Raw genomic sequence first — 12566 nt, forward strand, 5'->3', positions numbered from 1 at the left:
AGCTGCAAACAACAGCAGGTGGGCGTCACGCCTCCGGCCCGTCCCGCCGTCGGAAGTCCCCGGGCCACTCGGCCTTGCGGATCCGCGCCAACTCCTCAACTGGTCCGAGGTGCCCCCATTCGTCCCGCCCGAGCCGCGCGAGGGGCCCGAGGAGGTCGATCCGGGGGTGGCTGCCTTCCAGAACCCCGGTGGAGACGGCGGCATGGGTGACCTCGCCGAACACCAGGACGCAGTCGCCGATCTCCTGAGTGGAATGCAACCGGCATTCTAGGGCTACCGGAGACTCTGCAACCCGCGGCACAGTGACCGTCAATCCCGGTTCGCGGGTAACTCCGGCAGCGTCGAACTCGCTGACGTCGGGCGGGAAGCTGGTGCCGGTTGCATTGACCTCGGCCATGAATTCAGCCGGCGCGAGGTTCACGACGAACTCCCCGCGTTCGGTGATGTTCCGCAGGGAATCCTTCCTCCCCACGGAAGTGAACTGGATGATCGGCGGCGTCACCGAAGCAACAGTGAAGAAGGAATGGGGAGCTAGATTGTCCACGCCCTCCGCGGACGTGCTGGACACCCAAGCGATGGGGCGAGGCACCACAACGGCCGTGAGTAGCCGGTAGAACTCCGCCGAGGACAATTCAGCGGGACTGAAATCCTTGCGCATGGCCCCAGCCTAGCCGTATTGACCACGGACGTTTCCGCCGGCGGGAACCGGCAACCCTGCTGCGGTCGTTGTTCCAGAAGACCGTCAAGACCGGCTTATATGCTTGGCACACCGGACAGCGCATGCACGCCGGCAACAACGACTTAAGGACCATGCTTGACCAAGCGCAACAGCTCCCACTACGAAGTGCTCCGCGTGGCGGTGACCGCGACGGAGAGGGAGATCAAGGTGGCGTACCGCAAGGCTGCCCGCGCTTCGCATCCCGATCACGGCGGCGACGCCGCGACGTTCCGGCAGGTGACCCTTGCATATGAAACGCTCATTGATCCCCAGCGACGGGCAGCCTATGACCGCTCCTACGCGACCGGCCCGCGCAGGAGCCGCGCAGACGGCGACGAAGCGCACTTCGACGCCCCGGCCGCCGGCAGCCACGCCTCGGCGACAATCCACAAGCCGGGAACGCCCCGGAACACCTCCGGCGATGCCCCTGTCTACGTGCCGCCCTTCGACACGCCGGGCGTCGTTCCGCTCCTCCCGCCGGAGCTGGCCAGCCAGCAGGTCCACGGCATGCCCAGGAAGCGGGGCATCTTCGGCGCCGAAGCCAGGATCCAGCGCGAGCTGCGCACGGTACAGCTGATCAGCAGGCAAGTCCTTCCGGCGATCCCGGCGGCGCGCCTGCTCAATGGGCTGCAGTCGCCGGCGGACAACAGCCACATCGACCACGCGCTGCTCTCGGGCTACCGGCTTGCGCTGATCAGCTCCATGCTGCTGCCCAAGGGCGCCTACGCCTGGGACGGAAACACGCTCAAGCACGGCGGCAGGTCGGTCGCCCCGCCACAACTGGCCCACGTGGTCCGGCAGATGCAGGACATTTTTCCCGAGCTCAACGTGACCGGGTGGACCGTGGTCCTCAGCCCGGACGGCAACCTCCACGAACCCGTCATCGACCGCCACCGCCGTTCCCGCGGCGGCTCCGACGCCGTCCAGGTGGTCAATGCCGCCGGCCTGGCCCGCGGGCTCAAGGATTTCCTGGCCTCCGGTCCTGCGCCGAACACCGTCAATGTCCAGGTGCTCGCCAGGCTGCTCAGGGGCATGCACTAAGCCATGCACTGAGGTCCTGCCCGAAGAGTGCCGGATTTTCCGACGCTAGGATTGAACCGTGTTCCGCATCCTCTTCCACACGCCCGAAATTCCCGGCAATACGGGCAACGCCATCCGTCTCGCCGCCATCACCGGCGCCGAACTCCACCTCGTGGAGCCGTTGGGCTTTGACTTCTCCGATGCCAAGCTCCGCCGCGCCGGCCTGGACTACCACGACCTTGCGGTGGTCACCGTCCACCCCAATATCGAGGCCGCCTGGGAGGCGCTGCAGCCGGAGCGCGTCTTCGCCTTCACCTCCGACGGCGAGGTGTCCTACACGGACATTGCCTACCGGCCCGGTGATGTCCTGCTGTTCGGCCCGGAGTCGGTGGGCCTGCCGGACGACCTGAAACGCGATCCCCACGTCACGTCCCGGGTCCGCCTGCCCATGCTGCCGTCGCTCCGGTCACTGAACCTGGCAAATGCGGCATCCATCGCCGTCTACGAGGCCTGGCGCCAGCAGGGCTTCACCGGCGCGCAGCTCTGAGCGCAGCCCATGCGCACGGGCACCCATCCGAAGCCCGTTCCGCGCCGAATCCCTCCTGAGCACGTCCAAAGGGCGCGCACATCCACAGGGCGTAAGGAGCGGCAGGTGAAAACACTCCAACCGGGCAACGCGGCCTTCCGTTTTGCCCGGCATGATGCTGCCATAGCCCAAACCCGTGTGCAGCACCCGCCGGCAGGCAACCTATGCTTGAGAGTGATGGAAACTCCCAACGCGCCGAACTTTGACGCTCCCGCGCCGCCCGGCACCGCCGTCGACCTTAACCAGCAGCTGGCACGGCTGCTGGCGCGGATTGCCGACGGCGACCAGGCGTCCTTCGCCGAGTTCTACCGGCTGACGTCGCGGCGGGTATTCGGCATGGCGCGCCGGGTGCTGATCGACCCGGAGCTCAGCGAGGACACCACGCAGGAGGTCTTCCTGCAGGTCTGGCAAAACGCCGCCAAGTTTGATCCGGCGAGCGGAAGTCCCCTGGCCTGGCTCATGACCATCTCGCACCGCAGGGCCGTGGACAAGGTCCGGTCCTCGCAGTCCGCGAGTGACCGTGAGGCCAGGTACGGCGCCAACAGCCAGGACATAGACCATGACTCGGTATCCGACGAGGTGGACACCCGGTTGGAGGCCGAAGCCGTGATGCGCTGCCTGGAGACGCTGACCGAGACGCAGCAGGAATCCGTGCGGCTCGCCTATTACGGTGGCCTCACCTACCGCGAAGTGGCTGAAAAGCTGAACGCGGCCATTCCGACCATAAAGTCCCGCATCCGCGACGGACTGATCCGACTCAAGACCTGCCTGGGGGTGAGCTGACAATGACCGATACGAATGATTCCCGCGGGCGCCAGCTGCCCAGGGCATTTGCTGCCGATATTTCCACCGACCTTGCGGCCGGCCGGGCAGTCGAGCTCGCCGAGATCTACGCTTTGGACGCCATCAGCGACGCAGAGCGGGAGGCCATCGATTCCTACGTCAGCGGCGCTCCCGAGGCTGAACGCGCGTCCTTCAACGACCGCGTCCGCCAGGCCAGGGAGACTCTGGCATTGTCCTTTACGGCCGAGGAGGAGCCGCCTGCGGACCTGTTCGCCCGGATCGTCGCGCAGCTTCCCGCTGCTGCACCGGCGGCGGGGCCGGCCAGGGTACATGCCGGTAGCGCAGAAACCGTCGCAGCTGCGCCGGCTGCCCTACCCACGGCGGAGCCGGCCGCTGCTGCTGACGAGCTCTCCGCTGCGCGCCAGCGCCGTGAAGTACGACGCCGGACGTCCGGGCTCCGTAACTGGCTGATCGGTGTTGCGGCTGCTGCTGTGATTGCGCTCGGCGGTGTTGGGGTCGGGGCCTACCTGGCCAACCAGAACGATCCCTTCAACCAGGTCATCGAGGCACAGGACGCGCGGCAGGCGACTGTCGACGTCAATGGCGGAGGGACGGCGACGGTTTCGATCTCGCAGTCGCATGATGCGCTGGTGGTGCGGATGAAGGATGTGCCGCCGCCGCCCGCGGGCAAGGTCTACCAGATGTGGCTGATTCCCAAGGATGGCTCCACCCCTGTTTCACAGGGCCTGATGGACGCGGAGGCACTGTCGAAGCCGGCCCTGGTCAAGGGCATCGGCTCCGCGGCCGCGCTCGGCATCACGGTCGAGCCCGTTGGCGGGTCCGCTACGCCTACGCTCCCCACTGTGGCTGCCGCCCCGCTGAACACCTGAGCCTGGCTGAGACACCTGGCTCAAAGCTACTTGTTGCAGGCTTGACGTTGACGTTGCGTCAACTTCTACGCTGGAGACATGTTGCAGGAAGAACACCCGACCTGGTCCATCGCCGAGCTGGCGAAGCTGAGCCGGGTCTCGTCCAGGACCCTCCGGCATTACGACCAGGTGGGGTTGCTGCCGCCTGCCTACACCGGGCACAACGGCTACCGCTACTACACGCAGCCTGAACTGCTGCGTCTTCAGCGGATCCTGCTTCTCCGCGAACTTGGCCTCGGCCTGGAAACCATAGGCCAGGTTCTGGACGGCCAGGCAGACCAGCTAGATGCACTGAGCGTGCACCGGAAATGGCTGCTGGCCGAGCGCGACCGCCTGGACCGGATGGCCAGGACTGTCGGCGCCACCATATCGGCACTGCAGCGAGGAGACGCCATGTCAGGCGAGGAAATTTTCAAGGACTTTGACACCAACCCCTATGAGGAGGAAGCCCGCCAGCGGTGGGGCGACCGGGCCGTTGAGGACAGCAAGGCCCGGCACGCAACGCTCAGCGCGGCCGACAAGCAGGCCTTCATGGCGGAGGCCGGGGCGATTAACGAGGAGCTGGCCCGGTGCCTGGACGCCGGCCTGCCGGCGGACGACGCCCGGGTGCAGGCCGCCGTCGAACGCCACTACCGCTGGGTCTGCACCAGCTGGACGCCGGACGCGGACAGCTACGTTGGCCTGGGCCGGATGTACGTCGAGGATCCGCGGTTCACCGCCTTCTACGTCAAGAGCCGCGCAGGCCTCGCCTCCTACCTGCTGGAGGGGATCAAGGTCTACGCGGCGTCGCAGCTTAGGTAGCTAGAAGCCGGCGATGGTCCCCGGGCCATTGACCATGACCACGTGGAACGCCTCGGCGCTCCGGCCGGCGGGCAGGCCGGAGCGCTCGGCGTTCGCCTGCATGCCGCGCCGCACGGTGGCTTCCATGGCCTCGGCATCGGGATGCTGGCTGACGTGCACGTGGATCGCCTCGAGCTTGCTGTCCACATGTTCCGTGACGTCCACAAAGTGGTTCTCGCGCTCCTCCGGACCGGCGTAGAGCCACAGCCACGGAAGCCTGAAGGCCTCAAGGCCGGCCTCGGCGAGGTCAGGGTACGCGAACGGGTTTTCCACTGCCGGGTAGATGGCACGGGTCACCGCCTCCCCCACCGCCAGATGGTCCGGATGGCTCTTCTGGATGCGCTTCCAGTTGCGCTCCGGATGCATGGAAAGCACGACGTCGGGCCGGAGTTCGCGGATCAGCTTCACCACTGCGCGCATCACCTCGTGGTTCGGTTCAAGGTATCCGTCCCGCTGGTGCAGGTAGTGGATGTCCGTGACGCCGACGAGGGCCGCGGCGCGTTCCTGCTCGGCCGCCCTGAGGGCGATGATTTCGGCGCGCTGCACAGGGTCGAAACCGCCGGCGTCGCCGTCGGTCATGATGCAGTAGCTGACCCGGACGCCGGCGGCAGTCCACGCGGCGATGGTGCCGGCGGCGCCGAAATCGATGTCGTCCGGATGGGCTGAGAAACAGAGCACCCGCTCAATCCGGTGCTGTTCCGGATTGAACGGGCTCTGCGCTGGTGCAGCGTTTGGGGTCAAGGATTCAGCCCTTGCGCTTCTTGATCTCTTCAGTCGCCTGCGGCAGCACCTGGAAGAGATCGCCGATGATGCCGAAGTCCGCGATTTCGAACACGGGCGATTCCGCGTCCTTGTTCACGGCGACGATCACCTTGGCGGTCTGCATGCCCGCCTTCTGCTGGATGGCGCCGGAGATGCCAGCGGAAATGTAGAGCTGCGGCGAGACGGTCTTGCCGGTCTGGCCAACCTGGGCGTCGTGGTTGATCCAGCCTGCGTCTGTTGCCGCGCGGGAGGCGCCCACGGCCGCACCCAGTGCGTCAGCCAGTTCCTCCACGGGGCCGAAGTCGCCGTCGAGGCCGCGTCCGCCGGCCACCACGATGCGCGCGTCGGTGAGGTCCGGGCGGCCGCTGGCGACCTTCTGTTCCCGGGAGGTGATGCGGGCTGCCGCGGCGGTTGCATCGGCGGGGACATCAACAGTGAGGGTTTCCGGTGCGCCGGGAGCCGTCGCGGGTTCGGGGTCCACCATGTTGGCCTTCACGGACAGCACGGTGACCGCGGTGGTGGCCTTCGCCGTCGTGGTGTACGAACCGGCGAGCACCGACTTGTGGGCGGTGCCGTCGGCGTCGACCGCGACGACGTCGGTGATCACGCCGGCGCTCAGCCGGATGCCGAGCCGGGCCGCGATTTCCTTGCCCTCAGGCGAGTTTTCGAGCAGGACGGTGGTGGCACCGGACTTGTCCGCCACGGCAGCCAGGAAGGCGGCTTTCGGTGCGACCAGGTAATCGTCGAGGTCCGCCGCGGACGGACGGAAGACGGTGACTGCGCCGTAGGCACCCAAGGTGCCGGCGACGTCGTCGGACAGTTCGCCGTTGACCGCCACGGCAGGTTCCCCGAGGGAGCGGGCGATGGTGAGGAGTTCCAGGCTGCTCTTCTTGAGAGCCTGCCCGGGGTTGTCAATGAATACCAGTACGTTTGCCATGTGTGGAGTCCTCTTAGAGCAGCTTCTGGGCGGCCAGGAAGTCAACCAGCTTGATGCCGGCGTCGCCTTCGTCCGTGATGATAGTGCCGGCAGTGCGCGGCGGGCGTTCCTCGGCCGCCGTCACGCGGGTCCAGGATCCGGCGTGGCCCACCTGGGAGGAATCCACTCCGATGTCAGCCAGGGACAGGGTGGTGATGCTCTTGCGCTTGGCCGCGATGATGCCCTTGAAGTTCGGGTAGCGCGGTTCGTTGATCTGGTCGGTCACGGAAACCACTGCGGGCAGCGACGCCTCAACCGTCTCCGAGTGGGTGTCCGCATCGCGGCGTGCCGAGACGCGTCCGCCGTCGACCTCCAGGGAGGAGGCGAACGTAACCTGCGGAAGCCCCAGACGCTCGGCGAGCTGCGCGGGCACCAGGGATGTCTCGCCGTCGGTGGAGGCCATGCCGGTCAGGACGAGGTCTACGGGGGTGTCGGCGCCGAGGTGGCGGACGGCGGCTGCGAGCGCCAGGGAGGTGGCGGCCGCATCAGAGCCGGCGAGGGCCCCATCGGTGAGGTGCACGCCTTCGGTGGCACCGATCTGCAGGGACTTCTTGATGGCGTTCACGGCGCCGGCCGGTCCCATGCTCAAAGCGATCACCTTGTTGCCGGCCTTGGCACCGCCGCGCGCTTCGGCCAGCTGCAGCGCGGCCTCCAGGGCGTACTCATCCAGTTCAGACAGGATGCTTTCGTCGCGGTCCGTGGTGTGGCCCTCGCCGCTGAGGTGCCGGTCGAACTGGGCGTCCGGCACATGCTTGACCAGGACGACGATCTTCAATGTCTCTTCCACTGTATTTACAGCAGCCTTCCGTGCTTGTGGATAGCCAGCCGGGTGAGGTCGTGGCCGTGGAACGCCCGGGATACGGGTAGCTCCTAGCTAACCATATTGGGCCCGTCATATGACGTCCCGTTAACGCCTGTGTCAAAGGCCTGAGCCGCAGGCAGGGACAACGACAACGGGCCGCACCCCAGGTGTGGCCCGCCGTCGTGCTGGGCGCAGTTATGCTCTGCGGCTGCCTATTGCTCTGCCGCTGCGCCGAGCGTGACGTCCAGTTGCTGCTCACGGTTGTTGCGCAGGACCGTGATCTTCACTGACGAGTTGGATGGCTGCTCGCGGACGGCTGCCGTCAGCTGGTTCGGGTCACTGATCGCCAGGTCGTTGAAGCGCGTCACCACGTCGCCCACCTTGATCCCTGCCTTGGCCGCCGCCGAGCCCTGCTCCACCGAGGCCACATCGGCACCCGTCGAGAACCCGGCGTCCGATGCCGACTTCGGCTGGACGCTCACGCCCAGCTGGCCGTGTGTGGCCTTGCCGTTGTCGATGATTTCCTGCGCCACGCGCCTTGCATTGTTGATCGGGATGCTGAAGCCCACGCCGATGTTGCCTGTTCCGCTTGCAGCGGAGCTGCCGCCGGCGGAGGCGATCGCGACGTTGACGCCGATCACTTCACCCTTGCTGTTCACCAGGGCACCACCGGAGTTGCCCGGGTTGATGGCCGCATCCGTCTGGATGACATTGATGGCGATCGATCCCTTGCTGGCCGAGCTCTGGCCCTGCCCCTGGCCCGGAGGAGCGAACTCGAAGCCCTGGTCGCCGCCCTGGGAGTTGTCCGTCCCCTGCTTCGGAGCTGCCGAGGACGCGACACTGATGGTCCGGTTCAGCGTGGAGACGATGCCGTCCGTCACCGTGCCGGTGAGGCCCAGCGGCGAACCGATGGCCACGGCCGTGTCCCCGACGTTCAGCTTGCTGGAATCACCCAGGGCTGCCGGCGTGAGCCCGGATGGGTTGTCCACCTTGATGACCGCGAGGTCGGAGAGCGGGTCGGTGCCAACGACCTTGGCGGTGAGGACGCGGCCGTCGTTCGTGCGGATTTGAATGTCGGCGTTCGCGGTGGAGCCGTCCAGCGTCACCACGTGGGTGTTGGTGAGGATGTGGCCCTGGTCGTCGAGGATAACGCCGGAGCCGGTGCCGCCTTCGCTGCCGCTGGTGGCTTTGATGGTCACGACGCTCGGTGACGCCTTGACGGCCGCGGCCGTGATCTCGTTGACCGAGTCCTGGTTGTTGACGATCACGGTGCCGGGCTGGCTGCCGGAGCTGATGGCCGGCGCGGTGCCGCCGGCATCGAACAGGTTGCCGGAGCCAACGGTTGCAACTCCGCCACCCACGAGGCCTGCGGCGAGGATGCTGGCCACGAGGGTGCCGACGCCGAACGTCGCCTTGCGCTTGGGCTGGCTGGAACGGTGGTCCTGGAACGCGGAATGCGAGTTGTGCTGGGAGTACTGGGTACCGATCGGCTGGGTAGCCGGTGCCGACTGCTGCCCGTAGAAGGGGGCGCGCTCGGGATAAACAGGATGCGGGCCGCCGGTCCGCTGCTGGTTTGGGTCGTGCGCGGGCCGGTACAGCGGCATGGTGGGGTTCCTATCGGAGTCCAGGCGCACCGTGGGGTTCTCGGAAGCGTTGGCGGTGCGGTGCTCGCCGTCCTGCTGCGCGGGAGGCTGGAGACCCTCGGCGGGCTCAGGCCGAGGGGTCGGATCAACAGGCCGCCCTGAAGGATCTCGGTTCTCAGGTGCTGCGCCCGGTACTGGGTGCTCAGTCATTGGACTTCCTTTCATCCTCGTCTGTATTAACTATGGACGATCCGACTGAAACTAAAACGGACGTTTGCTGGGAGGTTCCTGAATGGCCTCCGAGATGGTGTTCCTGACCGTTGTTCTGGACAGCCACCAAGGTCTCCAGCGCTTTTCGCTGGTGGCATATTCCCCGCCGTGGACGCTCCCGCTGGTGCACCATAGAATCAAGAAGAATTGCCACAGCGACCTGCGGCTTTACACCCGGCGTGGGGGCGCTGCTGCATTCTATGACGGCTGTTCGTCCCGAACCAGCCGCGGCGTGCTGAAGGGTTGCCATGCGGTCAATGTTGAAACGTGTTCTCGCCGTGATCGGCCTGACGGGAATGCTGGCGGTTCCGGCCGCGGCAGCCTGGGCGGACGATCCGGTAACCATCCCCTCCGGCCAAAACATTGTCGACGACGCCAACGTCCTCGGCAGCCGCAAGGGCGAAGTTGAGGACTCCATCCAGAAGCTCCTCAAGGACCACAAGTACAACCTGTACGTGGTCACCGTGAAGTCATTCGAAAACCCCACTGATGGCAAATCATGGGGACAGGCCGTGGCCACCAAAAAGGGCATGGGCAGGGCGGACGTTCTGCTGGCAATCTCCACCGATGGGCACTATTACTTCGCCCCCAACACGGCGAGCTCCATAGCGTCGAAGACGGGGAACATCACGCAGAACGCCATCGCAGCCAACCTCGGCGGTGGCAAGAGGGACTTCGCCCAGGCCGCCATTGACACTGCGGCCGCCATCGGCGACGCAGCAGGCGGCGGAAGCGGAACAGTACCCTCGGGCGCCGGTGCAGGCGCGGCCGTCCTCGTGGGCGCCGGTGTCGTGGCCGCCGGCGGCGCGGGCACATATCTATACCTGCGCAACAGGCGCAAGAAGGCAGGACAAGCGTCCAGCGCAAGCTACGGCCCGCAGGGCGCCGAACTCGATCCCCTGGCCGGCATGAGCATCGAAGACCTGCGCAGGAAGAGCGGCTCCCTGCTCATCGAAGCCGACGACGCGATCAAATCGAGCGAGCAGGAACTGGGCTTCGCGGAGGCGCAATACGGGGAAGCGGCCGTGGGTAACTTCACCAAAGCGCTCCAGGAAGCTAAGGCGCACATGTCCGAGTCGTTCAAGCTGCAGCAGCAGCTGGACGACCACATCCCCGACACCGAAGAACAGCAGCGCAGTTGGCTCGGCGAAATCATAAGGAGGTCGGAAGCGGCTCTGGCGTCGCTGCAGGAGCAGAAGGCCGACTTCGACTCGCTGCGCGAACTCGAGAAGAACGCACCCCAGGCCCTCGCGGCAGTGGACGCCGGCGCCGCGGAGGCAGACGCGAAGATCGCCCGGGCGGAGCAGACCCTGGCGGAACTGCGCGGCAAGTATGCGGACAGCGCCCTCGCCCAGATCTCGGACAACATTCTGCAGGCCAAAGAGCGGCTGACCTTCGTGCAGAATGCCAGCGCCACCGCGCGTGAGAAGCTCGCATCCGGAGAGAGCAGCCTAGCCGCCGTGGCCGTCCGGGCATCGGAGGAGAGCCTGCACCAGACGAACGTGCTGCTGGATGCAATCTCCAAGGTGGCCGGCAACCTGAACTCGGCCCGTCAGGGGCTGGACTCCGCTGTTGTGGACACCTCCCAGGACCTTGCCCAGGCGAGGGCAATGATCCAGTCCGGCGCCCATCCGGAGCTCGAGGGGCCGGTGGCCGGGGTCGAAGCGGCCCTCGCCCGCGTGAAGAGCGAAATCCAGAGCGGCAAGATTGACCCCATCGCCACTCTGGAGCGGGTCGAATCGGCCCACCAGACCCTAGACCAGGCCTTGGGCGGGATCCGGGACCAACAGGAGCAGGCGCGTAGGGCACAGGCCTCGCTGCAGCAGACCATCATGTCCGCCCAGGCCCAGATCAGCGCGACGTCGGATTACATCACCGCCCGTCGCGGCGGCGTGGGCACCGAGGCTCGGACCCGCCTGGCAGAGGCCCAGCGCAACCTCGATTACGCGCTGTCCATTTCACGCAACGATCCCGTGACCGCGCTGACCTACGCGCAGCAAGCGCATGCGCTGGCTGCCCAGGCAGCCCAGCTGGCCCAGTCCGACGTCGACAGCTTTGGGTACGCCAACCAGGGGTACGGCCAGGGATACGGGCGCGGCGGCATGTTCGGCGGCGGCGGCGGAGGCGGCGGCCTGGGCGGCGCCATCCTTGGCGGCATCCTCATCAACTCCATCCTCAACGGCGGCAGCGGCGGCGGCTGGGGCGGCGGTCACAGCGATGGCGGCGGCTGGGGCGGCGACGGCGGGGGTGACTTCGGCGGAGGAGACTTCGGCGGTGGCGACTTCGGCGGCGGCGACTCGGGCAGTTTCTAGCCGGCAAGACTCAGCGCCGGCCGGTGCATCGGGCCGGCGGGTAGAAGCAATACATCACCAGTTCACTGAAATCAGTGGCACATACGGAGCAGGACGAAAGGTAACACCATGGTTAAGCAGTCCATTTTCGGCCGCATGGCGCAGCTCGCTAAAGCGAACATCAATTCCTTGCTGGACCAGGCCGAGGACCCGCAGAAGATGCTCGACCAGATGGTGCGGGACTACACCAACAACATCGCCGAGGCCGAGTCCGCAGTGGCGCAGACCATCGGCAACCTCCGGATGCTGCAGGACGACTACAACGAGGACGTGAAGAACGCCCAGGACTGGGGCAACAAGGCTCTTGCGGCTTCACGCAAGGCCGATGAGTACCGCGGCAACGGCAACGTCTCGGATGCCCAAAAGTTCGACAACTTGGCAAAAGTTGCCCTGCAGCGCCAGATGGCTTCCGAAAGCGAGGCCAAGGCCGCTGAACCGAGCATCGCATCACAGACCGACGTGGTGGACCGCCTTAAGACCGGGCTCGACCAGATGAAGGGCAAGCTGAACCAGCTCACGAGCAAGCGCAATGAACTGGTCGCCCGCTCCAAGACTGCGGCTGCCCAATCCCAGGTCCACGATGCCCTGAAGAGCATCGACATCATGGACCCGACAAGCGAGGTTGGCCGATTCGAAGAGAAGATCCGGCGCGAGGAAGCCAAAGTCCGCGGCCAGCAGGAGCTCGCGGAGTCGAGCCTTGACGCCCAGTTCAACCAGCTTGAGGACCTCGGCGAGCAGACGGAAATCGAGGCCCGCCTGGCGGCCCTGAAGTCCGGGAACGCGAAGCCGGCCATTGGGGCGGGAGGCACCGCGGCGTCCGCGTCCGCGAACACGGTGGACGAGGCAGACTTCGACAAGCTGTAAGGCTGTGGCCCGCACGGGCGCCACGGCAGGGGCCGGGATCCACATGGATCCTGGCCCCTGCCGTTTCCAGGACGTGTAGCGT

Annotated in this window: 12 protein-coding genes; 7 read left to right on the forward strand and 5 right to left on the reverse strand. The window is 66.4% G+C overall.

The window, feature by feature from the left end:
* Window positions 1–25: 25 nt before the first annotated feature.
* Window positions 26–658, reverse strand: coding sequence for a flavin reductase family protein (locus QFZ33_RS17880; protein ID WP_307029624.1), 633 nt, complete (start codon window positions 656–658; stop codon window positions 26–28).
* A gap of 156 nt (window positions 659–814) precedes the next feature.
* Here QFZ33_RS17880 and QFZ33_RS17885 point away from each other — a divergent pair, with 156 nt between their 5' ends.
* From QFZ33_RS17885 to QFZ33_RS17905, 5 genes are all read left to right on the forward strand, one after another.
* Window positions 815–1759: a J domain-containing protein gene (locus QFZ33_RS17885; RefSeq protein WP_307029626.1), complete on the forward strand. Its 945-nt coding sequence runs from the start codon at window positions 815–817 to the stop codon at window positions 1757–1759.
* 58 nt (window positions 1760–1817) lie between these two features.
* Window positions 1818–2285, forward strand: coding sequence for a tRNA (cytidine(34)-2'-O)-methyltransferase (locus QFZ33_RS17890; RefSeq protein ID WP_102971967.1), 468 nt, complete (start codon window positions 1818–1820; stop codon window positions 2283–2285).
* Between the two features lie 216 nt (window positions 2286–2501).
* The gene (locus tag QFZ33_RS17895) at window positions 2502–3107 is read left to right on the forward strand and encodes a sigma-70 family RNA polymerase sigma factor (protein ID WP_307029630.1); all 606 of its coding nucleotides are present in this window, start codon (window positions 2502–2504) and stop codon (window positions 3105–3107) included.
* A 2-nt stretch (window positions 3108–3109) separates the two neighbouring features.
* Window positions 3110–3997, forward strand: coding sequence for an anti-sigma factor (locus QFZ33_RS17900; protein ID WP_307029632.1), 888 nt, complete (start codon window positions 3110–3112; stop codon window positions 3995–3997).
* Between the two features lie 78 nt (window positions 3998–4075).
* Complete coding sequence (locus QFZ33_RS17905; protein WP_307029634.1) at window positions 4076–4837, forward strand: MerR family transcriptional regulator; 762 nt, start codon at window positions 4076–4078, stop codon at window positions 4835–4837.
* On the opposite strand, the gene QFZ33_RS17910 is transcribed toward QFZ33_RS17905, so the two are convergent.
* The 4 genes from QFZ33_RS17910 to QFZ33_RS17925 form a co-directional block, all read right to left on the reverse strand.
* Window positions 4838–5617, reverse strand: coding sequence for a PIG-L deacetylase family protein (locus QFZ33_RS17910; RefSeq protein ID WP_307029636.1), 780 nt, complete (start codon window positions 5615–5617; stop codon window positions 4838–4840). It abuts the gene before it with no gap.
* A gap of 4 nt (window positions 5618–5621) precedes the next feature.
* Complete coding sequence (locus QFZ33_RS17915; RefSeq protein ID WP_307029638.1) at window positions 5622–6575, reverse strand: electron transfer flavoprotein subunit alpha/FixB family protein; 954 nt, start codon at window positions 6573–6575, stop codon at window positions 5622–5624.
* A 13-nt stretch (window positions 6576–6588) separates the two neighbouring features.
* The gene (locus QFZ33_RS17920; protein WP_214853940.1) at window positions 6589–7389 is read right to left on the reverse strand and encodes an electron transfer flavoprotein subunit beta/FixA family protein; all 801 of its coding nucleotides are present in this window, start codon (window positions 7387–7389) and stop codon (window positions 6589–6591) included.
* Window positions 7390–7628: 239 nt separating this feature from the next.
* The gene (locus tag QFZ33_RS17925; RefSeq protein ID WP_307029640.1) at window positions 7629–9209 is read right to left on the reverse strand and encodes a S1C family serine protease; all 1581 of its coding nucleotides are present in this window, start codon (window positions 9207–9209) and stop codon (window positions 7629–7631) included.
* A gap of 308 nt (window positions 9210–9517) precedes the next feature.
* On the opposite strand from QFZ33_RS17925, the gene QFZ33_RS17930 reads away from it, so the two are divergent.
* The gene (locus tag QFZ33_RS17930) at window positions 9518–11581 is read left to right on the forward strand and encodes a TPM domain-containing protein (RefSeq protein WP_307029642.1); all 2064 of its coding nucleotides are present in this window, start codon (window positions 9518–9520) and stop codon (window positions 11579–11581) included.
* 108 nt (window positions 11582–11689) lie between these two features.
* The gene (locus QFZ33_RS17935; RefSeq protein WP_307029644.1) at window positions 11690–12484 is read left to right on the forward strand and encodes a PspA/IM30 family protein; all 795 of its coding nucleotides are present in this window, start codon (window positions 11690–11692) and stop codon (window positions 12482–12484) included.
* Window positions 12485–12566 lie beyond the last annotated feature (82 nt).

The organism is Arthrobacter globiformis, from assembly GCF_030815865.1.
GTDB lineage: Bacteria > Actinomycetota > Actinomycetes > Actinomycetales > Micrococcaceae > Arthrobacter > Arthrobacter globiformis_B.